Here is a 25,743-nt window from a genome sequence, read left to right as displayed (position 1 = left end):
TCCTCATGAAAAATATTCTAACCGTTGATCTGGAAGACTGGTTTTCCGTCGAAACCCTTCAAGATGTCATCAGTCGAAATAAATGGCCTGAGCTTGAATCCTCACTAATCAAAAACATTGATGATATCTTAAATCTTTTCCATGAGAAAAAACTAAAGGCCACCTTTTTTGTTTTGGGCTGGGTTGCCGATAAATATCCCGCCGTGATTGCGGATGTCGCCGCTGCCGGACATGAAATCGCCTGCCATAGTTATTATCATCGCATGGTTTCGTCGTTGACTCCCGAAGAATTTAAAAAAGATACCGAAAAAGCCGTAAATGCAATCGTTAAATCGTGCGGGGTAATCCCATCGGGATATCGGTCGCCCAGCTGGGGCATAAAACGCGATATGCAGTGGGCTTTTGAAATTCTCGGGGAACTGGGTTTTGAATATGATTCGTCTATCTATCCCATTTATCATGATATTTATGGAGACCCTGATGCTCCCCGACGCACTTTTGAGATAGAATTGAAGTCCGGTAAGAATATCGTAGAAATACCGGCGTCGACTATAAAAATTATGGGGGCTAGAATACCTATCGGCGGCGGGGGATGGCTGAGGCATTTTCCCTATTGGTTTACGCGTTGGGGCATTAAAACAATAAACAAACAAAATATGCCCGCGGTAGTCTATTTCCATCCCTGGGAACTGGATGACAATGTTCCCCGGGTGCAGATGAGTCGTAAAAATAAAATACGCCAATATGGGAATCTGAAAACTGTAAAGACTAAATTGGCGAAATTATTAAACGATTTTGACCTTCAATCCATGGACGATTATCTTTACGAACTTCGAGAAAATACGAAAAATTTTGTTTAAAAATTGTTCGAAATCTCAGATATTAGATAAATGAATAGCCAATACAAATCATGGGGTAGATACCCAACCGCACGACAGACATCGTGGTCGATTCTTCTACGGCAGGATAATTTGCCGCCTGAGAAAATCACTCCATCCGGTTTGCCTTACGGTTTGGGGCGCAGTTATGGAGACGTCTGTCTCAATGATGGGGGAACGCTGATTCTGACCCGAGCCCTCAATCATTTCATATCTTTTGATACGGAAAATGGAATCCTGATATGCGAAGCGGGCGTTAGCCTCGATGAAATCCTGAAATTAATTGTTCCCCAGGGGTGGTTTCTTCCCGTAACGCCGGGTACAAAATTTGTCACCGTTGGAGGAGCTATCGCCAACGATGTCCACGGAAAAAACCATCATGTCGCCGGTTCTTTCGGATGCTTCGTCACACAATTTGAATTACTCCGTTCGGACGGCAGTCGTCTCTTATGCACTGCCACGGAAAACGAAGACTATTATAATGCAACAATTGGCGGTATGGGTTTAACCGGACTCATAACCTGGGCCAGGATAAAATTGATCCCCATTGTAAATAACCGAATCGCTCAAAAGACGATTAAGTTTAAAAGACTCGAAGATTTTTTTGAATTATCAAATCGCCTGGCTCCCGATTACGACTACACTGTCGCCTGGATAGATTGTCTCGCCTCGGGAAAATCCCTGGGACGGGGATTGTTTATGGCCGGAAATCACGCCACCGTCAAAAACGGCATTTCCCTGGCATATCCCCAAAATCAAAAATCATCTTCGATTCCTTTCGATTTCCCAGAATTTGTTCTCAATAATTTTTCCATTAAACTGTTCAATAAATTGTATTATCATAAACAGCGTCGCCGTGAAAAAGAAAAATTGACCGATTTTGATTCGTTTTTTTATCCCCTGGATGGTATCAATGACTGGAATCGAATCTATGGCAAGCGTGGATTGTTGCAATATCAATGCCTGGTACCCAATCATGATACCGATGTGATTAGAAATATCTTGAAAACCATATCGGATTCCAGGCAGGGATCGTTTCTTGCGGTCATTAAAGTCATGGGGGATATTCCGTCGGCAGGCATGATGTCTTTTCCCCAACCGGGCATAACGCTGGCTCTGGATTTTCCGGCCAAAGAATCCGTATTCAGGCTATTTAAGAAACTTGACGTCATTGTTCGAGAAGCTGGTGGACGACTATATCCGGCCAAAGACTCCTGTATGTCCGCCGGAGATTTTCAATCGTATTATCCCGAATGGGAAACGTTTGCCAAATTTATCGATCCTCGATTTTCTTCGAGTTTCTGGCGGCGGGTTACGAATAAATAAAGGACGGTACCGATGAGTAATATTTTGATTATGGGCGCGACCTCGGCAATCGCGCAGGAAACAGCTAAGCTTTATGCCAATTCTGGAAACAAATTCTTTCTGGTCGCCCTGGAAGATGATTTACTTCGCACGGTTGCCGATGACCTATCGGTCAGGGGCGCGGGAGCGGTCGAGTACAGAACGCTGGATGTTTTGAACTATGATAAGCATGAAGATATCATCAATGCGGCCTGGGAAAATCTGGGCGAAGTAGATATAGTGTTGATCGCTCACGGCGTTCTGGGGAAACAACATGAAGATGAAAACGACTTCAAGAAAATCGAGTTCATTCTGAATGTCAATTTCATGAGCTGCATTTCAATTTTAACCATTATGGCCGGGAAATTTGAAAAACAAAAAACGGGATCAATCGCCGTTATATCTTCCGTCGCCGGGGACAGGGGCAGAAAAAATAATTATGTTTATGGCGCCTCGAAAGGCGGCTTGTCGATTTTTCTGGATGGTCTGCGGGGCCGCCTGGCTCAATCCAACGTCAATGTGATTACAATCAAACCGGGCTTCGTTGACACGCCGATGACGCAGGAGTATGAAAAGGGTTTGCTCTGGAGCAAACCCGAAACGATTGCGAAATGTATTAAAGCGGCGATTGACAAAAGAAAAGGCGTCGCCTATGTGCCCAAATTCTGGTATTGGATAATGTTTATTATCAGGCATATCCCTGAGAAGATTTTTAAGAAATTGAATTTTTAATATTATTGGATGCTTAGGCGCAACTTTTAAAGACAGTGGACGTCAAGATTATTATGGCAATGGCAGGAAAAGCAATTTCAGTAAATGAATTATCCAAATGCTTTAAGGGTGGCCTCAAAGGTCAGGAAGTATTAGCTCTGTCGGGCGTTAGTTTCGATGTAGAAACGGGGCAGGTTTTCGGGCTTCTGGGACCCAACGGAGCCGGTAAAACGACAATGGTCAAAATTCTTATCGGCGCGTTGAATCTCACCAGCGGCTCGGCAACCGTTAACGGCCTTCCCATAAATAATTCCGCCGCGCGATCCAAAATCGGATTCCTGCCCGAAAACCACAGATTTCCCGCCTACTTGACGGGAATCCAGATGCTACTAGTTTTCGGAGGGATGGCCGGTCTCTCATCTAACGTTATTAAGACAAGATCGCTTGCGCTTCTTGAACTGGTCGGCATGTCCCGCTGGGGAAATACTCGAATTAAAAAATATTCTAAAGGAATGATGCAACGGCTGGGATTGGCGCAGGCGCTTCTTAACGATCCCGATATATTATTTCTCGATGAACCGACCGACGGCGTTGACCCGATTGGCAGGCGCGAAATTCGCGATATCCTTCGCGAACAAAAAGCAAAGGGCAAAACCATTTTCTTGAATTCTCATCTTCTCGCTGAAGTAGAATCGGTGTGCGACAAAGTGGCCATTCTGGATAAAGGCAAACTTATTGCCTTTGGACCAATCAATGAACTTATAAAAAAGCGCCCGCAGTATAAAATCGAAACGGTGAATTTATCCCATGACGTATCGGAAACATTCAAGACAAAATTTCCAGACGCGCATCTTAAGGAAAACTCGATTATTATCGAACTTGAAGAAATGCGGCTGATAAATTCTATAATCGATCTATTAAGACAACTCGAGGTCGAAATTATCTCGGTCACCCCGCAAAAAATATCGCTCGAGGACAGCTTTATGCAGCTCGTTTCCCGGGAGGATCGCCATGCCTAAGTTCCTGGCGATACTGCATGATTCGTTCCTCGAAATTAAGGTCCGCAAAATTTTCTATCTCTATTGGATTGTGGCTCTGATAAATATTTTTATTATCGCCCTTCTTCCCGATCTGCAGATCAATGGCACTAATATCATGGATTCGGATATTATTCCCCCGGAATTCCTCAATGAAGCTCTAAGCCATTATTTTGGACGCTTCTTCGGCTTTTTCATGCTATTGATGGTTTTCGGTACCGCCGGACTTTTGCCTTCGTTTCTTTCCAAAGGACGAGTCGAGCTGGCCCTGTCCAAACCGATAAATCGATATAATCTGTTAATCATGAAATTCTTCGCGGTCTTTTTGATTCAATTCGTCGTACTGGCGATTGTATCAATTCTAATCTGGCTGACGATTGTTATTAGAATAGGAACCTATCCGAGCGGTTTTTTCTTTGGTCTGCTATACGCCGCGCTTCAATTCCTGATAATTTATAGTATCGTGTTCTTTCTCGGTCTCTGGTCGAATTCGGCCGGAATCGCCATCATGGGATATTTTATGTTATATTTCGCGGGACAATTGCTGTCTATCCGTGAAGGTATTTATGCGTTTCTAAATAATCAGACCTGGGAAAACATTTTAGATACGGCCTACCATATATTGGCCAAAATTTCCGAAATATCCGACAATTACGTTTCAATCATGTCCCAGCATGGTCGCATAGATTATTATCCGGTCTGGTCATCCTTGCTCTTTGGGGCGTCGTTGTTATTAATCGGTATGCTGATTTTCAAACGCCGCGATTATTAATAATCTTTATTTCCTCGACGTACAAAGCTTCACTTGATAATTTATTCCCCGACGTATATATTCCCTGATTAATGTTAATTTTCGTTCAAAAGGAGAATATCTATGATCCCGTTGGATTACCTGAAAGAACAAGAATCTAATTCTTTGGAACAATTAAAAGAGCTTCTGCGGATACCGAGCGTCAGCGCTCAGTCAGCTTACAACGATGATATGATAAAATGCGCCGAATGGGTTGCAGGATATATGAATGATATCGGCATCAAATCTGAAATCATGGAAACCGGCGGGCATCCGGTGGTTTATGGCGAGCATTGTCAGGCTGACGGCGCGCCGACCGTTTTAATATACGGGCATTACGATGTTCAACCTCCCGAACCTTTGGATCTCTGGCATTCCGGTCCGTTTGATCCGATCGAAAAAGACGGTTATCTTTGCGCCCGAGGCTCGACCGATGACAAAGGACAATTGTTTACACATTTTAAGGGAGTGGAATCATATCTCAAAACTGTTGGTTCTCTTCCCATGAATGTGAAGTTTTTGATTGAAGGTGAAGAAGAAGTCGCCTCGGAAAATCTTCCGGTGTTTGTCGAAAAATATAAAGATAAACTCAAAGCCGATATAGTATTGGTTTCCGACAGCGCCCAGTATGGAATTGGTATGCCGGCTATAACTTTTGGGTTGCGCGGAATAGCCTTTGTTGAAGTCAAAATTATCGGGCCGGACAAAGACCTGCATTCAGGCGGTTACGGAGGAGCCATCGCCAATCCGATTCATATGCTGGCCCAAATAATAGCGCAGCTTCATGACGATAACGGTAAAATAATGATTGACGGTTTTTATGATGATACCTATACCATGAGTGATTGGGAAAAAGCTGAATTCGATAAACTTCCATTTGATGAAAACGACTATAAGGCCTCGACCGGCGTCAATAAACTCTGGGGCGAAAAAGAATTCACAATTCTGGAACGAAATTGGGTGCGCCCGACTCTCGATTGTAACGGCATAACTGGTGGGTATCAGGGAGAAGGGGCCAAAACAATCATTCCTTCGTGGGCATCAACCAAAATAACCATGCGTTTGGTACCGGATATGGAGCCGGATGACATATGCGATAAAATTGAGACTTATTTAATGAAAATTTGTCCCGACACGGCTAAACTTGAAATAGTCAAACATGGCGGCGGCCGTCCGGTTCAGGTTCCGACCGAAGGCCCCTGGCTCGATGCCGCGGCTCGAGCCATAAAGACCGGTTTTGGAAAAGAACCCTTCTTTACCAAAGAGGGCGGATCGATTCCAATCGTGGAAACATTCAAAACCGTTTTGGGGCTTGAAACGCTGCTCGTCGGTTTCGGGCAAAAGGATGACAATGCCCATTCACCCAATGAGAGATTCAGGATATCTGATTTTCATTTAGGATGCCGTACTTCCGCGGCTCTGCTTGAAGAATTAGCGAAAGTTAAGGTTTAATATTATGGATTTTGAACTACATGACAAAGTAGCTCTGGTAGCGGGGGCGTCAGCCGGATTAGGTTTCGCTGCCGCGAAAACATTATTTGAAGAAGGCGCCCGTCTTGCTATCTGTTCCAGCAATCAGGAACGAATCGATAAAGCGGCGATATCGCTCTCCAAAGACACTAATAAAGTTCTACCGATTATGTGTGATCTTTCCAAGGAAAGTCAGATTAAGACTTTGATTGATAGGACAGAAGCGCATTTTGGCAAAATAGATATTCTCGTCACGAATTGTGGAGGACCTCCCCTGGGGACTCATGAAAACCTGACCGAAAAGGAATGGGAATTGGCTTATAACTTGACGTTTATGTCAACCATTCGATTGATCCAGAGTGTCCTGCCGGGAATGAAAGAACGAAAATTCGGCCGTATTATCCTTATCACATCAATGGCCGCCAAACAACCGGTTCCCAATCTGATGCTTTCAAACTCGTACCGGGCAGGATTACTCGGTTTTGCAAAAACTCTCTCATTGGAAATTGCAGAAAACGGCATAACGGTCAATACCGTCCTTCCCGGATATACCGCCACTGATCGACTCGATTATTTTGCCAAAGAGATAAATGAACAGACCGGCAAATCTCGGGAAGAAATATATAATAGCTGGCAACAAACCGTTCCAGTCAAGCGGCTGGGCAAACCGGAAGAGTTAGGCGCTTTGATAACATTTTTGGCTTCTCAGCAGGCGGCCTATATTACCGGGACTGCCATTGCCGCCGACGGCGGTCGATCGGCAGGGATAATCTGAATATATCGAGATCTTTCGGCAGTCCGTCGCTATCGCTGCTTCTGGCAATAGCGCTGGTGCACCAGACTATTATGGGTGGTACTTTCATTGCCGCCCGATATGTTTTACTTCAAACCGATCCGCTGGCGGTGGCTTTTTTCCGCTATTGTATTTCGGCTACGATATTGTGTTCAATCGCGATTCGTATAAGTAAAAACGGGAAATCCATTCCTATAACTTCTGCCGATAAGAAAAAAATTATCATCCTCGGCCTGGTAATAATCATGCTCAATCAAACTTTGTATCTTGTTGGGCAAAAATTCACAACCGCGGCCCACGGCGGTATTCTATTCGCGACGACTCCGGTCTTCGTCTATTTGATGGCCATGCGGCATCTGGGTGAAAAATGGTCGCTCAAAAAAGGACTGGGTATTTTGCTAACTGTCGCCGGCGCGGCGTTAATCTTTGGAGAAGATATTATTGATTTCAGCGATAATATACTCCTTGGCAATATCATCATATTAATCGCCGTGGTCGCATGGGGATATTATACCGTCTATGGAAAACCATTGGTCCAAAAATACGGAGCCTTTCGAATTACCGCTTATTCGATCGGAGCCGGAGCAATTATCTATTTCCCGATCGGAATCTGGCGTGCTGTCACAGCCGATCTATCAAACATCGACGCTTACGGTTGGTGGGGACTGTTGTACATTTCAATTATGACTTCGGTAATCGGTTATAGTATCTGGTACTGGTTTTTAAAGTACATGGAGGCCAGCCGGGCGGCTGTTCTCGTCAATATTCAACCGATAATCGCCGCGATATTGGGTTATTATATTCTGGGAGAATCAATCAGCGGATTATTTATTCTCGGTGGTATGATAATTATCGCAGGTGTGACAGTTACGCAATTAGTCAAATGAGCGATCCGGATTGAATCCGAACCGCTCATTTTTACATAATTATTAAATACCTTTGCTTCTGAGTGCCGAAGCTGAAAATGATTTCTCGAGCTTTTTGTCAACAAATATCCCGTTCTTGCGGAATAGCTTTCCGTCAAGATAAATTTCTCCGCCGCCGTACTCCTTGCGGTGAATCTGGACTAAATCCCAATGAATGGCGGATTTGTTGCCGTTGGGAGCTTCATCGTAACATTGTCCGGGAGTGAAGTGGAATGAACCCGCAATTTTCTCGTCGAAGAGGGTGTCTTTCATCGGATGCAGTATAAACGGATTGACGCCGATTGCAAACTCACCAATATAGCGAGCACCTTTATCGGTATCCAGAATCTCATTGAGCTTTTTGGTATGATTGTCGCATTCGGCATGGACAATCTTTCCGTTTCTGAACTCAAATTTAATATTCTCAAAAGTTATCCCCTCGGTCAATGACGGTGTGTTATAGGTAATATAACCATTGACGCTGTCTTTGACCGGAGCGGTATAAACCTCGCCGTCCGGAATATTGCGCTCGCCATCGCACTTAACAACCCCAATACCTTTAATCGAAAAATTCAAATCGGTTCCGGGTGCGACAATGCGAACCATATTCGTTTTACGAAGCTTATTCACCAGGGGAGTCATCGCTTTCGACATCCTGGCGTAATCCAGGCAACAGACATCAAAGTAGAATTTTTCAAAAGTCTCCTGACTGGTTTCGGCCAATTGTGCCATGGCATTATTGGGATATCGCAGAACGCACCAACGAGTTCTTTTGACCCGTTGCTCGAGATGCACCGGCTTATAATAATGCATTTTATTCATGTTCATTTGTTTTCCCGGAACGTCAGCCAGATCAAACGGATTGTCCGAACCGCGCAGGCCCAAATAGGCGTCGAATTCCTTCATTAGTTTAAGATGAAGTTTTCCGAATGCTGTAAATTGATTTTCGGACGCGCCCATTATCCAGTTTCTCTGGAGGGATTCATCATTATAATACCAAAACGGTATGGCGCCGATTTTAGTCGTTTCCTTAATCAATTCTTTTGCGAGTTCAAGAGTTTCCTTACCCTTGACTTCAATCATTATCTTTTCGCCTTTTTTAAGCTTGCATGAATAATGGATTAGGCTTTTGGCGAGAATTTCATTGCGTTTATCTTTCATTATGTACCTCTGTTGTTGATTTTAGGCTCAATAATAGTAGATTATCGGGATGAAGGCAACTTATATCCCCAAATATCTCAATGAATCTATGGATGCGACGTAATAAATTCAGAGAAAGCGAGGCGTTATGAAGTACATCAACCTTCTGTTATTGTGCTTGTTTATTCTTGGAGGTATATCCATGGCTCAACGGGACGTGAAAACGGAAATGGTCAATGGACACACCATGTATATTGTATTGGAAAAAGGCATGATCCCCGGCATTTATAATCCCGAATACATATCTCAGGAGCAGGCAAAGGAGTTTTATTTTGATAACGAACCTGTTATGATAGTCAGTTCGGGAGATGAAACTCATGCCTATTCCATTTGGCATCTTGACCATCATGAAATCGTCAACGATCGCATCGCCGGAAAGGCAATCACCGCTACCTGGTGACCGCTCTGCTACACCGGCATAGTTTATGCCGCAGAGATCGATGGGAAAACTCTAACGTTTGAAGCCTCCGGACGATTATGGCGAGACGCTCTTGTCATGGAAGACGATCAAACCGGTTCGCTCTGGTCGCAGATAACCGGGGAATGCATTAAAGGGGAGATGCAAGGTAAAAAGCTAACCCTTTTTCCCTCCGGTATGACAATTTTCAAATCCGCGCTTGAAATACCCGGAATTGAATTTTTGAAAAAGCCGGAAAGAGGCGGCGACAAATCTGTTTATGAAAAGTACTTCGTGGATAATAATAAAATCGGAATTTTCGGCAATACTTTTGATGACTCAACTTTCGCGTCCAAAGATATTATTTACGGCCTGCAATCAAGCACCGCAAGACTGGCCGTCAAAAGCGAGTATCTTAATGAAAAACGCGTTATTATTGCCACTCTCGGAGATCAGAAGATTATGCTTATAGGGGGAGAAGATAATACCGTCGCGGGATACAAAATTCCGGATCATCTCAAGGATTTAGCCGTTTCATTCCCGGATCGGAATACAACGATATTACAAACCGGCGATGAAAATTTTGGTGAATTGAAATTTGATAGGATAATTCAAGTATCCGGGAAAAAACTGGATAGCCATCCGGTTATTACTGCTTTTTGGTTTGCCTGGAAATCGTTTTTCCCGTCAACTGACGTATATACGCCATAAAATTAAAAGCCGCAGTTCGAATCGAATCGAACCGCGGCCTTTTTCTGTCAAACCCTTCTCATTTACTTAGACGCAAATTGCCGCCTTAAGGTTGCGTTTTTAATTTATGTTTTGAAAATTCCATAAAAAACTGTTCGCCCTCAAGGTGTTAATATGCATATTCTTATCAGGAATTGTATGGTTGGGCATAAAAAAAGCCGATAAAATACCGGCTTTTTTTAATTATTCTCAAATAGCTATTTCATAATAACCAGTTTTCCAATCTGATCTCCCATATCCGATTCCACATGCCAAAAGTAAATGCCGGTGACAACCGTTTGCGTATTGCGGCTGATGACATCCCATACTTCATGCTGAGTTCCCGGACCGCCTTCGGGGTGATAATGCTCTATTTCCTTAATCAGATCACCATCTATTGAATATATCCGAATCGTACAGATTTTTGGTAAATTAGAAAAATTAATTACCCTTGTCCTTTCGGCGGATTTGGTCCTGTCACGATTTTCATAACCGGCGGCGGCGTAACCACCGTCAATACGATACGGATTTGGATAGACCGAAACATTCAGCGAGTTTTCCTCAACTTCTTCGCTGGAGGGAAGCGGGAAATCCTCGACGGCGTTTACCAGCGGCGATGATTCCAGGGCTCCCAGATCAAAACTCAAAGAACCATAATCAAAAGCGGTGACAGAAAAATGATAAGGGATGGAAGGCTGTAAATTCCTAATCACATACTCATATTCATAATATCTCATCCCGCCTTCATCGGTAGTGTCAGTCGGATCGCTTTTCGATGCATTGGGGTAAACCCGGTGAATAAGATTGGGATTGGACAAATCCGATTGATTCCAGTCCTGGGGGACAAAATACATAAATTGATTTCTGGTCGGATCGACAAAGTATTTGGACTCGTCATAGTAATCCAAAGGTTCAAAGCCCTGGCCATATAGCTTTTCCAGATAATCGCGAGTGAAGACAGGAGGATCCTCCTCCTCCTCCGATCGCTCCCAGCTCTGACGAAGTTCGCTATATATAAATTTCTTATAGTCATCCACATCAAAAGAAGTCAATAATACAAAATCGGATTCCTGGTCAGTAAGAGAATAATAAACGCGATATCCCTCAAAATCCTTTTTGCCCGAAAAAACATCAATCGAATTTTCGCTGCGCTGTCCATTCCATCGAATAGTAACTTCTCCCTTGCCCGCTATGACTTTAATCTCCGGAGGGGGCGGCGGTGCCGCTCCGCGAAAATCGGGAACCCCGTCTCCTGCATAATACACCTTCCGGCAGTCGGGCAGCATGCTATCAGGAGGCATCTCATCTTCGGTAAAATAAATGATCGAATCGGTTCCCGCGCATGACCAGTTATAACGGCCCGAATCCAGGTCTCCATCGGTATCGTATCCGGGATTGTCAAATACCCACGCCGCCCACCGGGCATTTTTCCCGAAGTCATCAAAACTGAGTGTATTATAGAAGGCATCCGGATTATAGGCGTCAAAATATTCCGCGAAATTATCAGGCGATTGATGAACCTCATCACCCGCAAGATAAGCGAGAGTCACCGGTAATGTGTCACCCGGATTGATGTCGAAAGGCCCAAATGATAGCAGATATCGCGTGTCAAAACCGTCCGCAAAATCAATAGCCTGACCGGGTCGCGGAGGAGGAAGATATCCTTCTCCGCTGTGATTTACGGCAGAAAATAGTTGATCATAGTCAAATTCAGGTTGTGACATCACATAATATTTGTTTTTATCTCCAGTCGGCGTACCCACGTGACCGCCGCCTCCAAAATCTCTGAATGGATTGTCGTCAGTTCCGGCCATACGCGGCCCAAAATCAAGCGTCGCAACCCCATTCGAAATCCACCAGTTAAAGCTATAGTTTAGATCAATATTGGGCGAACGAACCACTCTTGTTCCGGTAGCGGCGATTAGTGACCTGAAATCCCAAACCAAGTTACCGCCCGACCTGATCGGATTGCCGTCATTATCCGCGATCCAGGCTATGTTGACCGTATCCAGATCAAATCCAAATCCCGGTGGCATGGCAACCGTATCACGAAAACCGCAAATATCGTCGATGTGTCCGGCCTGTTCGGAAAGATGGATAACATCGGCATCAATATAAACAGCGATATACATTTCCCGAATGGGAAAAATACCGATATTGGTAATCTGATAATCAAATAGAATGAAATCCTCAGCGTAATCATAACTCCAGGCATAACTGCTTTGCTTGACAGCAATATTTAACGGAACATGCGGTCGGTTTTCATAAGGATCCGCGCCCGGCAGGCGAATATTTGTATCGGTAAAAGTACAAATAAAATCCTGCTCGGAAACAGCGTCAATATGATATTCATTTCTGGAGGAAAGATTTGATCGCGCGATAATTGCTCCGGAAGGTCCCGGATCGGGGAGTAATTCGCGCATACCTCGTACCCAGCCGTCGGAACCGGTTGAAACCAACGTATCACGGCCAACAATGGCTCCAATCCAAAGAGCTCCGGCGTAGAGATACTCAAGATCGGAATTAATTGGAAATTCTGCGTTGGGGCAGGGCTCGCCGTCGCATAAAAAACCGTCATCGCCAATTCCAAAAGTCCCATAATTGGTAATGGTCATTCCAAGCTTGCCAATATTATGATAAGCGTATTGTGTGTTTGGATTTTCGACGGTTGGCCTTAAGGCAGGATTACTATTAAATCCTGGCTGGGGACCGAATTCTGCCCGGCCAAATACCATACTTGTCGAATAAATTGTGAGGAAGATAGCAAAAAGAAAACTTGAAGTAGTATTTTTTTGTAGCATCTGTCACACACCTTTTCAATAATAAGAAATTGAGCGCTAGCCTAAAGCTCATTTATTGCGCATCAACAATCTAATACTTGATTATTGTCGAATCAAGCTGTTTTTGACCGCATTTCGCGCACTTTAACTCGAATACGATATTAAGGATGGATCGTTAAAATGACCTAAATAAAAAAAACCAACCCCGCAGGGCTGGTTTTACTAATTAGTTATGCCTTATTATTTATTTCATGATGACCAGTTTTCCGATCTGATCCCCCATATCCGATTCCACATGCCACAAGTAAATGCCGGTGACAACCGCTTGTGTATTTCTGCTGATAACATCCCAGGTTTCATGCTGTGAGCCGGGACCTCCATCAGGATAGTAGTGATCAAATTGCTTAATTAAATCACCATCAATGGAATAAATCCTGATTTTACACAATTTTGGCAGGTTTGCAAAGTTAATGACGCGAGTGCGCTCGGCAGATTTGGTTCGGTCACGGTTTTCATATCCGGATGCGGCATATCCTCCATCGATCCGGTAAGGATTGGGATAAACAATTACATCCATGCCTTCCTTCTCAACTTCCTCTGCGGATGTTAACGCGAAATCCTGAACGGCATTAACCAGCGGAGATGATTCCAGAGCTCCCAAATCAACCTTCAAAGAACCATAATCAAACGCTGTAACCGAGAAATAGTAAGGTACTGATGGCTGAAGATTGTCAATTACATATTCGTATTCATAATATCTAAGCCATCCCTCATCTGTAGTATCCGACTGATCATCCCTGGAAGAGTTGGGATATATTCGATGTATCAAGTCAGGATTGGATAAATCCGATTGATTCCAGTCCTGAGGGGCGAAATACATAAATTGATTAGTGGTCGGATCTTCAAAGCGGTTGGATTCGTCAAAGTAATCTAAAGGCTCAAATCCCCGCCCATAGAGCGTTTCCAAGCTATCGCGAGTAAAAGGAACACTCGTTTGCTCCCAGACCTGAAGAATTTCGTTATATTCAAATCGTTTGTAGTCATCAACATCAAATGAAGTTAACAGGACGAAATCAGACACGCGGTCAGAAAGTGAATAATATACTCTAAATCCCTCGAAGTCCTTTTTCCCGGAAAATACATCGATAGAGTTCTGAGACATTTCTCCGTTCCAGCGCAATGTAATCTTTCCGTGTTCAGGAATAGCTGTAATCACAGGGGGCGGCGGCGGAGCGGCGCCTCTGAAGTCAGGAACGCCATCTCCTTTATAATATATTTTTGTACACCTGGGCAAGAGAGAGTCATCAGGAGTTTCATCTTCGGGAAAATATAATGTTGAATCAGTACCCTGGCACGACCAATTATATCTTCCTGAATCCAAATCGCCATCGGTATCATAACCGGGATTATCAAAGACCCAGTCGGCCCAGCGGGCGTTTTTCCCAAAATCGCTAAAATCCAACGTATTAGAAAAAACCTCGGGATTATATGCGTCGAAATGCAGTCCAAAATCCGCGGGCTCCGAATGAAGACTATCGCCCGCCAAATATGCCAGCGTTACCGGTAAAGTATCTCCAGATGCGACATCAAAAGGTCCAAACGAAAGCAGATAACGAGTATCAAATCCATCTGCGATATTAATCGCCAGACTGGGCTGTGGCGGAGGCAAAAATCCCTCGTCAGGTTTGCTCACAGCGCTATACAATTGATCGTAATCAAATTCCTCATGGCTCATAACATGATATTTTACCCGGTCGCCATTAGGGGTGCCGAGATGCGGTCCAAATATATAAAATGGATCATCGTCAGTCCCAGCCATACGAGGACCAAAATCAAGCGCCGGATCCCCATTTGAAACCCACCAGTTAAAACCGTATTTTAAATCTTCATTAGGAGTTCGGATAACTCTTGTTCCCGTTGCCGCGACCGGAGATCTGAAATCCCACACCAACTGTCCGCCTGATCGAACCGGGTCACCATCGTTATCGGCGATATAGGCAATATTGACCGTATCCAGATCAAATCCAAATCCTGGCGCCATATCAACTGTCCGACGAAATCCGCAAATGTCATCAGTGTGGCCGTTTTGTTGGTTTGCAGCATGCCAAACGTCAGCATCAACATAAACAGCTATATAAAGGTCAGAAATCGGGAATATTCCCATATTGGCTATTTTATAGTCGAAAAGAACGAAATCTTCGGCATAATCATAACTCCAGGCGTACGTTGATTGCGTAATCGACACATTCAATGGAATATGCGGCCTATTATCATTTCCATCTACTCCGGCTTGATCAACATTAGTATCTGTGAAAACACAAATATAATCCTGTTCCGAAACCGCGTCAGGGCTATAGTCGGAGCGCGACGGAATATTCGATCGAAATTGGATAGCACCGGCATCACCGGGATCAGGCAATAATTCCGTAACTTGTTGAGCCCAGCCATCAGCCCCAATAGAAACCAAAGTGTCTCGTCCGACAACCGCTCCAATCCAAAAAGAGGCCGTAAATAAATACTCAATATCCGAGTTGATAGGATATTCCGCGGAAGGGCATATTTCTCCATCGCAAGTACCGCTTACATAACCGGTACCAAAAGTCCCAAAGTTAGTTATCGTCATGGCCAATTTGCCAATATTATGCACCACGAATTGCTTATTCGGCAAATCGACATTTGGTCTGGGTGACATGATTCCGGGATTTTCATTCAAATCATAAAGCGCTCTGGAATTACCGACGCTTATTAAACCAAGGGAAATAAAAAGTATTATTCCCAATACCGCAAGAAAGTTTCGCTGTCGCATACTAATCCCTCAATATAGAAGTGACAATAATTTTCATACCTCTCAATATAATGACGCATTTGGCTGTCATTTTGTAAAACAGAAACTTATAATAATTATTTATCCTTTGACAGGCAAGTGCCAAACGTAATTTTTTTACAAATTTCTGATATAAATCTTACTCGCTTTATCCCTGATTTGACGGTATAATAGCAACCTGGAGGAAGACATCACTCTTGAAAATGTTTGCAAAATTTTACGGATTTGATTCCCGTGTCTATATTCTTGGGGTAGGGTGGTTCGTCACATCGGCCGGATTTGCCATGGTCATTCCCTTTATGACCATTTATTTCTTTCAGGAACTCCATATGTCAATGGGGGCGATAGGCTTATTTTTTGGGTTTTCCGCGATTCTCAGAACATTGCCTCAGCCCGTGGCAGGTGAGTTGTCGGATCGGTTGGGTCGAGTCCCGCTTATGGCCTGGTCGCAAATATTGCGTTCCTTCACTTTTGCAGGGGTTGCAATCGCGATCGCTATGGGCAAAGGATTTTGGGTTATCGGCTCAATAATCGGTCTTAACTACATTTTGGGTGCTTTCGTACATCCCGCGGCCAACGCCATGGTCGCCGACCTGGTTAAAAAAGAACAACGGATTTCGGCTTACGCTTTTTTGCGAATTGGCGGTAACCTGGGTTGGGCCATCGGTCCGGCGGCCGGAGGATTTATCGCGCAAAAATCGTATGCGACTCTATTTTTATGCTCCGGAGTTATGGCGCTTTTATCCGGTCTGTTTTTTATGGTATTTTTGCGAGATGTCCCTATTCAGTCCCGATCCCGGCAATCCGATTTTAATTTGAAAGACATATTTAATATCAGCAAGGATAAAAAGCTTTTTGAATATTGCGTCATATCCCTAATTCTTTTTCTCGCGGTGGCCCAGTTAATTGCCGCCCTATCCGTTTACAGCACGGATACAATCGGTATTACCAAACAGGATTTGGGAATTCTTTATTTAATTAACGGAGCCATGGTAGTTTTCCTCCAATATCCTATTTCAGATGCGTTAAAAAAGTTTCGCTTAACGAGGCAATTAGCCCTGGGGGCCTGGATATATACGATCGGATATTTTAGTGTCGGATTCGCGACCAGCTTTATATGCCTGATTATATGCATGGTTGTGATAACTCTGGCCGAAATTATTGTCTCACCGCCCTCGGTAACCATCGTAGCTAATTTGTCGTCTCCCGGATATTATGGAAGATACATGGGCATATTCGGCATGTTCCAAACATTAGGCTGGTCATTGGGGCCCACCCTGGGAGGATTTCTACTCGATGCCTTTACATACAATCAGACCTACATGTGGATTGTTATTTCATGCTTCTCGGCTTCTGCGGGAATTCTCTATATGAAATTTGAAAGAAAAATTTCGGCCTCAGTAAATAATGGTTCGAAAGCCGAAAAAGGAAGCGTAGCAAGTGCCTGAAGTAAGCAGCGTAAAAAAATGCTCGGTTTTCCTTCTATATACTGAAATTGGAAGAGGACATCCGACATATCTTGACGGCATTATCGAAATACTTGAAACAAAATACCCGGATATAAAATACCATAGAACCGATGTATTCACGCTTTCATCGGGAATGTCTTTATTATTCTGGAAAATAATTCGCACAATCTATTACCTGGGGGCCCGAGGAGGAATTATTTCAAGAATATATAACATGCTAAGAAATAACTTAAAGCCGGGAAAGGGAAATACTTTTTTATCACGGATTTTGGGCAAAAAAATAATTGAACGTCTTAAAGATTTTTCAGGATTAGTAATCGTTGCTCATCCTATCCTCGCTCAGATTCTCAGCCCTCGATTTAATGTTGTTTACCAACACGGTGAATTAGTCGTTCCCGATGAAGCCATCGTTAAAAACTGCCGGAAAATAATTGTCCCGTTACAATTTACCGCAGATAAATTCACAAACGCCGGAGTTCGATCAAATAATATTACCATCGTCGGGCAATGTATTGAAAACAGACTAATTTCCTGTTTAAGGACTACAATTGAATCGCGCCTGGAAAGATTAAGAAATACAAATAAATTTCACGCCGCGATATTCTCCTCCGGGGCGCATCCGTCAGCGCACATTAATAAGATCATCCTAATTGCAGAGTCATTATTAAATCATGGCCACGATGTCATAATTTTCACTGGAAATTCAAGAAAATTCAGGTACAGACTGGCAAATCATTTCAAACGCGCGGATATTGAATTCTCAGATTCCTTAAATATAGAATCAAACCTGAAGATATTATACAGCGAAAATAGAGACATTGAAAACGAAACTACAGCCAGGATGTTTCCTCATATTGATTTTTTCGTTGCTCCCGCGCACGAAAGGACTAATTGGGGGACAGGCCTTGGAATCCCTCACTTTATCCTTTGCCCACACTACGGATCATTTGCCCCACTGAATGCCGAATTCGCGCTTGAACAAGGAGTTGCTTATGAAATTAAGGATAATGTTACTGCTCGGAATTTCAATCAATTAGTTAACGATTTCAGAAATAATAGTGATTTGGAGAGAATGATAAATAATGGATTGGGGAGATATGAAAATTCAGGTTTTTCTCAAGCCGCTCGTATTATATCTTCAATGATTAAATCGCAGGATTTATAGATAAATATCATCTTGTTTCACCGGATGATTCCCATTATATTGGCCTGACAATTCAAAGTGTGTAATGAAAAAAGGGTGCATCCTTGAGTAATGCGACTTTTGTCAGGGGATTGATAACGGGAATCATTATTCCTCTTATACTCCTCAACCCCTGTCAATCCAAATCTAAATTTGAATATTCAGAGAATTCCAAACTCGCTTTTCTAAGACCATCCGCGGATGATTTTCCTAATTTTGGCATTGAAGTCCATAAAATAAATAAGCTCTGGCTCTCGATAACTAACTCCGGCATGTTCGGTACCGGATTCGCCGACACCTATATTGATCCGGAGACGGGCCGTCCTGCCCCGTCGTGCGAATATCCGGCCGGCTCCGATATTACTTATTTATATATTGCGGCAATATGGGCGGGGGCAATTGTCGGGCGAGACACTCTGGTCTCGGTCGGCTCCGATGGAAATTATGACGTTAATGAATTCTGGCCCGATGCCGGTGAACGGGGAGCCTTTATTCGTCGCAGCAATATGCGTACCTCGCATGAATATTTGCCAGACGCCGTTTCAGAGCAAGACTTTATCTGTGTTTTCACTGATACCAATACCAGCGGAAGTTTGACCGGCGAAGACCCGGTTGATAATAGGCCTCATATTCCTTTGGGTCTGGAAGTAACCCAGCGCGGTTACGCCTGGAGTTACGATTATGCTGAGGACTTCATTATTCTCGATTATTCCATTCGGAATATAAACCGATTCCCGTTAAAAGAGCTTTACCTGGGCTTATATGTCGATGCCGATGTATATCACGCTTCTCATCAAGGCGGATATGAAGATGATATATGCGGATACCTGCATTCGATTCCCTCGTTCAATCCTCCCGGTTTTGAAGATACCGTGAGGATAGCCTGGAATGCCGATAACGATGGCGATCCCAACATTGAAGCCGGATTTATTTTCGACTTCACTTCAGCCACCAGCGTTACCGGTACCTCACTACTCAGAACTCCAAACTCTGATTTAAGATTTTCTTTTAATTGGTGGATTGCTCATCCCGAACCCTCACTCGATTGGGGACCTCGGTTAGCCGGTTCGGAAGAACGACCTTTTCGAGATTTCGGAACCGGAATGGGACGGCCTTCCGGAGATCTAAATAAATATCATGTCATGTCAAACGATGAATTTGATTATGACCAATTTGAATCTGCCGTCAATCATTCCGCGGAGGGATGGTTGGGGCCGCCTCAATACTCAACCGATTTTGCCGACGGTTATGATAATCGTTATTTATTTTCCTTTGGACCTTTTGATATTCAGCCCGGAGATACACTGCCGATTACTCTGGCCTACGTAGCCGGTGAGAACTTTCATGTACGGGCCAGGGATTTTTCTGATACCTGGGATCCCTATAATCCATACGCCTACATGGAAAGACTTGATTTATCGGATATCGGACGAAACGCAATGTGGGCCAATTGGATATTTGATAATCCCGGTGTTGATACCGACGGTGACGGCGACTCGGGCAGCGTTCGCTGGGTTATCGATTCGTTAACGATGGATTCAGCCGCCTATTTTTATACCGGGGATGGGATTCCCGATTTTTGCGGCGCCGCTCCGCCACCTCCGCCCAGGCTATACGTCACCTCCGAATATGGAAAACTTCGTATCCGCTGGAATGGCGAGATTTCGGAAACAAATGTCGATGTTTTCTCCGGCTTGAAAGATTTTGAAGGCTATCGGGTGTATTTTGGAGAAGATAATCGAGAAGCTGATTATGTGTTGGTGACTTCGTATGACCTCGAAAATTACAATATGTACACATGGGATACAAGATTACAGACCTGGAAACAATCCGATATTCCTCTATCACGGGAATCTATCTCGGCTTTATTGGGACCGGGATTCGATCCCAATCAGTACTTATCACCGGATAACTCTTATGCCAAAGATGGAAATTTTTTCTATTTTCGTGCGCAGGATTGGAATCAATCCTCATTATCAAAGCCGCGTGGCATAAGAAAGGTTTACGCCGATTCCGACCCGGATGATCCTTCTGACATAACTGAAAATGGTCATCACAGGTTCTACGAATATGAGTATGTTTTAGATAATCTGCAACCCTCGGTACCATATTACGTTTCGGTTACGGCTTTTGATTTTGGGAGCCGAAAAGCGGCCCTCTCGGCCATGGAATCAGCCCCGAATCTCAACGCGGTTCAAGCTTACGCTTTGCCGTCAGCGGAATTAGTTGAGGAGGAAGCGCTAAAGGTTCAGGTCTATCCAAATCCTTACCGGATTGACGGCGGGTATGCCTCGGCCGGATATGAAAATAGAGATCGCACCCGTTCCGCCGAACGTACCCGGGCTATCCACTTTATCAATTTGCCGAAAATTTGTACTATCAGGATATTTACTCTGGCTGGCGATCTGGTTAAGGAGATTAAACATTTTAAGCCCGATGGCGGCCCCAAAGCCCAGCACGAAACCTGGAATGTCATCTCGCGTAATACTCAAGCTATCACCACGGGAATATATATATATACCGTTTCATCGGAGATGGGAGAACAAATCGGAAAAATCGTTATCATGAAATAAATTATCTTTCGATCTTAAAAGGAGTTTTTATGACTTCAAAACTTTCTGCAATTCTTTTGTTGGGGCTGCTTATTATCATGGGAGCGACAGCATCGCTTGCCAAAAATGATGGGGGGATTTCCGAAAAATTCATTGACCAGTTGCAGGCGAAACCGATGACACAAACGGATAAAACAATCGGTAATATTCTGGCCAATAAAGACATCAAGGAATTTGCCGTCAATCGGGAAAAGATGATTGCCCATAATAATCATGTTAATCACAAAATAAAAACCAGCGATATAACAAGTCAGAAAAGCTCGGGAAGATGCTGGATATTTGCCGGAGTCAATGTCTTGCGCATCCAGGCTATGAAAAATCTAAAGGTTAAAGATTTAGAGTTTTCTCAAAATTATATCCATTTCTGGGATAAATTCGAGAAATCAAATTACTTCCTGCAAAGGATGATTGATTTGGCCGATCGCCCTATTGACGATCGCGAAATGGAAATGGTTATGCGCGATAATATTGGTGATGGTGGCTGGTGGAATTATTTTACGGCGCTGGTAAAAAAGTACGGTTTGGCGCCCAAGGAAATAATGCCGGAAACTCATAATAGCTCAGCAACCGGACGCATGAATGGATTCCTCAAACTTCTTGTTAAGGGATTTGGAATGGAATTGAGAAACATGGCCCGGGACGGTATATCAGAAAAAGATTTGTCGCAGAGAAAAGAAGAAATGCTCGCCGAAACTTATCGACTGCTGGTTTTGCATCTGGGCCAGCCCCCGACCGAATTTACCTGGCGCCATGAATTAGCCGATACCACCGTTGAAGGCACCGTAACGGAAACATATACTCCCAAGTCTTTCTTCAAAGCCGCCATCAGCGATGATCTTGATGATTTTGTGGCGTTGTTTAACTATCCCGGTAAGGACTTATATTTGAATTATAACATGACCCTGAGTCGAAATATGTATGATGAACCAGATCTGATGATTGTCAACGTGCCAATCGATACGATGAAAATGTATACGATGAAATCTATTCTTGATTCTATGCCGGTCTGGTTTGCGATGGATATCGGTCAGGAAAATTATAGCGACAAAGGCATCATGAGGCTGGGCATATACGATTACGAATCTATCCTGGGGCTCGAATTCAATCTGCCCAGAGAAGATTTGATGCATCTGGGATTAATCGGCTCAACCCATGCCATGGCTTTTATGGGAGTCGATACGGTCGATAATTTTCCAAGCAAATGGCTGGTTGAAAATAGCTGGGGTTCCAAGCGGGGAGACGACGGAAAATGGTACCTTTATGATGACTGGTTCGATCGCTATATGTATGGAGTTATCATTCACAAGCGGTATTTATCAAAAGATTTGCTCGATATCTCAAAATCGAAACCGATTATGCTGACGCCCTGGGATCCCATGGGAGAAGTCGTTAGAGAAAACAATTAAACACTTTATATCGAAAAAGGCGGCCCGCGGCCGCCTTTTTAATAGCGTCTATTTTGATTTACCATCGACTCAAAATGTCAGTCATTTAATATTGACAGATTGATTACTAATGTCTTAGTTTATTTGTGAATTCATGTGAAGCTGTGGTCTTTACCGGACGGACCGGGTTTTTAAACGCGGAGAATTGTGTGAGAATTGTTATCGTTGGCGGGGGAGTAGTCGGCTATAGCCTGGCTCGGCAATTGCTGCATGACAAGCATACCGTTATCTTGATCGAGCAGACACCTGATATTGCTGAACATATAGCGGAAAAAATGGACCTGCAGGTGTTGTCCGGATCGGGGTCTTCGCCCACTGTTCTTCAACAGGCCGGAATCGAAAATGCGGATATGGTTATAGCCGTCACGCCCGTTGACGAAATAAATATCTTAGTCTGCAGTATCGCCCGGCAATATGGAGTTACTCAGCGCATTGCCCGACTGCGCAACCGCGAATTTATATCTCCGGACCGGCATGTCAGCCTGATAGATTTGGGAGTTACTCAATTTATTTTCCCCGAGCAGGTCGTCGTCGATTCGATCCTTCAATATATAGATACCCCCGGAGCCCGGGAAGCCGTCAATTTTGAAGACGGCAATATATTTTTACGCGGTTACCAAATTGTGGCCGGGATGCCGATAGTGGGTAAATCGCTAATCGAACTTCGCGGCCTTATCGAACCGAATATCTTTCTTGTTGCTGCCGTGATTCGAGACGGCAAAGGTATTATTCCACCGGGTGAATTTGTCATAGAAGCTGGAGATAAGGTGTTTTCCCTATTCCCGCGCGAAGTCGCGCCCCGATTCATGGAATTGATATATGAATCCCCGGCTCCGGTGAAACGTGTCATCATAACCGGAAATAATTTATCCACAATGCAGCTGGCTTCGGCTATCCAGGAAAAAGTCCCCACCTTAATATTGGCCGATCCCGATAAAGAACATGCCGAATTAATGGCCGCCGAACTCAGTAAGACTGATGTGATTTTTGGCGATTGTACCGAGGCCGATACATTAAAGGAGATGGATATTAATCGGGCCGACTTTTTTATTGCCTCCTCCAATGAAGCCGATTATAATATGTTATCAGCCCTATTGGCCAAATCTGAGGGCGCCCGGGAAGTCATTGCCGTTTCCATGGATGAAAAACAGGATCACCTGTTTCATTCGATCGGGATTGATCATGTCATCAATCCGCGGGTAACGGCCGCGAAAGAAATCATGCAAATTATCAGCCGCGGTTATTTCGGTTCCGTTGTCCGGCTGGGCGACGCCGAGATTGAAGCGGTGGGTATGACTATCCCGGAAAATTCCAAAGTCGTCGGTATCCCTTTGAAAAAAGCCTGGAAAAAAATCCGAAAGGGCGCCATTATCGGTATTATTATTCGCGGCGACACCATGATTATCCCGGATGGTGAGACGGTTCTTGAAGGAAATGACCATATTATTACGATAGCTTACACCACATTGCTACCATCCATTCGCAAGCTATTTAAATCGACAAATTGATTATTGATTATGGACGGTAAAGCGGTAGCATACGCCATTGGCAAAATGATGCAGTTGATTGCGGTCATCCTCTGTGTCCCTTTTGGCATAGCGATATATGACCTGGAGGTAATAACCGCTTCTGCCGTCATTTCCAGCCCCGAGACTTTAGGCTTTGTCCTGGCGATTGTTATTTGCTTTATAACGGGAACCCTGATAGCCTGGTTTTGCCGAGCCCATCGAGATGAGCAGGGTATTCGGGAAGGCTATGCCATTGTGGCCTTCGGATGGATTGTTTTCGCATTCCTGGGATGCATTCCGTTCTTTCTGTATTTTGTTTCCATGAGCGGAGATTTCACACTGCCAAATTTATTAACCTGCTTTACCGATAGCTTCTTTGAAATCATGTCGGGATTTACAACTACCGGTGCGACCATATTAACCGACATCGAATCGATCCCGGATTCGTTACTATTCTGGAGAAGCCTGACTCATTGGCTGGGGGGGATGGGAATTATTACGTTAGCCCTGGCAATCTTTCCCGCCATGGGCGTTTCCGGTTATCAGATGTTCCGTGGCGAAATTCCCGGTCCTACTGCTGACCGTCTCAGGCCCCGACTGGCCCAAACCGCGGCGATACTCTGGGGAGTTTACGCGCTCCTTTCAGCCGCTGAAACAGCCTTACTATTATTGGGGGGAATGTCGCTTTTTGATTCCCTGTGTCATACTTTTGGAACCATGGCTACCGGTGGGTTTTCAACCAAAAACAGTTCCATTGCCGCCTATGGCTCAGCCTACTTTGAATGGATTATTATTATTTTCATGTATCTGGCCGGCGTTAATTTCCTGATACACTTCAATGTCCTGCGAGGCAAATGGCGTCAGGCCGTTATTAACCGCGAATTTTTATTTTATACCGGAATCATTATCTCTGTTGCCCTTCTGTTTTCGATTATTCTCTACGGTGGAGATGTAAAACCCGCACAACATTCGTATCAACATTTTAAATATGAGCAGGCTTCGTTTGAGGATTTTAATAATCACGTAATTGAAGAAAAATCAAAATACGCGGGAATTCATGATTGCGTCAGGATAAGTTTATTTCAGACCGTCGCCATTACGACAACAACAGGTTACGGAACGGCTGATTTTGACCTCTGGCCGGATATCGGAAGATTCTTATTATTGATTTTGATGTTCTTTGGAGGGTGCGCTGGCTCAACCGGCGGGGGCATGAAGCAGATTAGAATTTTGATACTTATCAAAACCGGCTGGAGAGAACTCAGGAAGCTGACATTACCGAAACTAATTGCGCCTCTACGCATGGGCGGTATTCTGATTGAAGAAAACAAAATTACGAATATAGCGTCGTTTTTTATCCTATTTATGATGCTCTTCGTCGCAAGCGCGTTTCTACTGACTTTTTACATCCCCGATTTAACAACCGCGATATCAGCCTCCGCCGCCTGCATCAATAATATCGGGCCGGGATTAGGAGGTGTCGGTTCCGCCGAAAATTATCAATGGATTCCCATTCCCGGAAAATGGATATTAATCGCCTGTATGCTCCTCGGCCGTCTTGAAATATTTACCGTCCTGATTGTCTTCAGACCCTCGTTCTGGAAATAATTGAGCCAAACCCGTTAATAAAAATTCTAACAGTTTCAATTGAACCTTTTCTTTGATTCG

General features: G+C 44.0%; 18 protein-coding genes. 15 read left to right on the top strand and 3 right to left on the bottom strand.

The features are described 5' to 3' along the window. Nucleotides 1–5 precede the first annotated feature (5 nt). The 8 genes from V3V99_00295 (at nt 6) to V3V99_00260 (ending at nt 7,910) form a co-directional block, all read left to right on the top strand. Nucleotides 6–860 carry an XrtA system polysaccharide deacetylase gene (locus V3V99_00295; protein ID MEE9441095.1) on the top strand — a complete coding sequence of 285 codons (855 nt, stop codon included), beginning with the start codon at nt 6–8 and terminating at the stop codon, nt 858–860. Nucleotides 861–890: 30 nt separating this feature from the next. Then, entirely contained in the window at nt 891–2,204 is a 1,314-nt protein-coding gene (locus tag V3V99_00290; protein MEE9441094.1) for an FAD-binding oxidoreductase, read from the top strand. A gap of 12 nt (nt 2,205–2,216) precedes the next feature. Beyond that, on the top strand, nt 2,217–2,954 hold the full coding sequence (locus V3V99_00285) for an SDR family oxidoreductase (GenBank protein MEE9441093.1): 738 nt from the start codon (nt 2,217–2,219) through the stop codon (nt 2,952–2,954). Nucleotides 2,955–3,007: 53 nt separating this feature from the next. Further along, entirely contained in the window at nt 3,008–3,952 is a 945-nt protein-coding gene (locus V3V99_00280; protein MEE9441092.1) for an ABC transporter ATP-binding protein, read from the top strand. After that, on the top strand, nt 3,945–4,742 hold the full coding sequence (locus V3V99_00275; GenBank protein MEE9441091.1) for a hypothetical protein: 798 nt from the start codon (nt 3,945–3,947) through the stop codon (nt 4,740–4,742). Before V3V99_00280 ends, V3V99_00275 begins: the two co-directional genes overlap by 8 nt. A gap of 102 nt (nt 4,743–4,844) precedes the next feature. Further along, entirely contained in the window at nt 4,845–6,212 is a 1,368-nt protein-coding gene (locus tag V3V99_00270) for a dipeptidase (protein MEE9441090.1), read from the top strand. A 4-nt stretch (nt 6,213–6,216) separates the two neighbouring features. After that, a complete protein-coding gene (locus V3V99_00265) occupies nt 6,217–7,005 on the top strand; it encodes an SDR family oxidoreductase (protein ID MEE9441089.1) in 789 nt (262 codons plus the stop codon). Nucleotides 7,006–7,061: 56 nt separating this feature from the next. Next, nucleotides 7,062–7,910: a DMT family transporter gene (locus V3V99_00260; GenBank protein MEE9441088.1), complete on the top strand. Its 849-nt coding sequence runs from the start codon at nt 7,062–7,064 to the stop codon at nt 7,908–7,910. A 42-nt stretch (nt 7,911–7,952) separates the two neighbouring features. Here the strand turns inward: V3V99_00260 and V3V99_00255 are convergent, their stop codons facing one another. Then, nucleotides 7,953–9,089, bottom strand: a complete 1,137-nt coding sequence (locus V3V99_00255) for an aminopeptidase (GenBank protein MEE9441087.1) — start codon at nt 9,087–9,089, stop codon at nt 7,953–7,955. Between the two features lie 127 nt (nt 9,090–9,216). Between V3V99_00255 and V3V99_00250 the strand changes: the two genes are divergently transcribed. Then, nucleotides 9,217–10,236: a DUF3179 domain-containing (seleno)protein gene (locus tag V3V99_00250; protein ID MEE9441086.1), complete on the top strand. Its 1,020-nt coding sequence runs from the start codon at nt 9,217–9,219 to the stop codon at nt 10,234–10,236. Nucleotides 10,237–10,472: 236 nt separating this feature from the next. On the opposite strand, the gene V3V99_00245 is transcribed toward V3V99_00250, so the two are convergent. Together V3V99_00245 and V3V99_00240 are read right to left on the bottom strand one after the other, a co-directional pair. After that, nucleotides 10,473–13,055: a T9SS type A sorting domain-containing protein gene (locus V3V99_00245; protein MEE9441085.1), complete on the bottom strand. Its 2,583-nt coding sequence runs from the start codon at nt 13,053–13,055 to the stop codon at nt 10,473–10,475. Between the two features lie 223 nt (nt 13,056–13,278). Continuing rightward, nucleotides 13,279–15,840 carry a hypothetical protein gene (locus tag V3V99_00240; GenBank protein ID MEE9441084.1) on the bottom strand — a complete coding sequence of 854 codons (2,562 nt, stop codon included), beginning with the start codon at nt 15,838–15,840 and terminating at the stop codon, nt 13,279–13,281. Nucleotides 15,841–16,061: 221 nt separating this feature from the next. On the opposite strand from V3V99_00240, the gene V3V99_00235 reads away from it, so the two are divergent. From V3V99_00235 to V3V99_00210, 6 genes are all read left to right on the top strand, one after another. After that, the gene (locus tag V3V99_00235; GenBank protein ID MEE9441083.1) at nt 16,062–17,306 is read left to right on the top strand and encodes an MFS transporter; all 1,245 of its coding nucleotides are present in this window, start codon (nt 16,062–16,064) and stop codon (nt 17,304–17,306) included. Next, nucleotides 17,299–18,492, top strand: a complete 1,194-nt coding sequence (locus V3V99_00230) for a hypothetical protein (GenBank protein ID MEE9441082.1) — start codon at nt 17,299–17,301, stop codon at nt 18,490–18,492. Before V3V99_00235 ends, V3V99_00230 begins: the two co-directional genes overlap by 8 nt. A gap of 83 nt (nt 18,493–18,575) precedes the next feature. After that, a complete protein-coding gene (locus tag V3V99_00225; GenBank protein MEE9441081.1) occupies nt 18,576–21,083 on the top strand; it encodes a T9SS type A sorting domain-containing protein in 2,508 nt (835 codons plus the stop codon). Nucleotides 21,084–21,112: 29 nt separating this feature from the next. Next, the gene (locus V3V99_00220; protein ID MEE9441080.1) at nt 21,113–22,528 is read left to right on the top strand and encodes a C1 family peptidase; all 1,416 of its coding nucleotides are present in this window, start codon (nt 21,113–21,115) and stop codon (nt 22,526–22,528) included. Nucleotides 22,529–22,716: 188 nt separating this feature from the next. Further along, a complete protein-coding gene (gene trkA / locus V3V99_00215; protein MEE9441079.1) occupies nt 22,717–24,075 on the top strand; it encodes a Trk system potassium transporter TrkA in 1,359 nt (452 codons plus the stop codon). A gap of 9 nt (nt 24,076–24,084) precedes the next feature. Beyond that, entirely contained in the window at nt 24,085–25,683 is a 1,599-nt protein-coding gene (locus V3V99_00210) for a TrkH family potassium uptake protein (GenBank protein ID MEE9441078.1), read from the top strand. Nucleotides 25,684–25,743: the final 60 nt, after the last annotated feature.

This window comes from Candidatus Zixiibacteriota bacterium, from assembly GCA_036480375.1.
In the GTDB taxonomy this organism is placed as follows: domain Bacteria; phylum Zixibacteria; class MSB-5A5; order GN15; family JAAZOE01; genus JAZGGI01.
The sequence above is the reverse complement of the archived record's forward strand: the minus strand, read 5'-3'. Positions and strand labels throughout refer to the sequence as shown.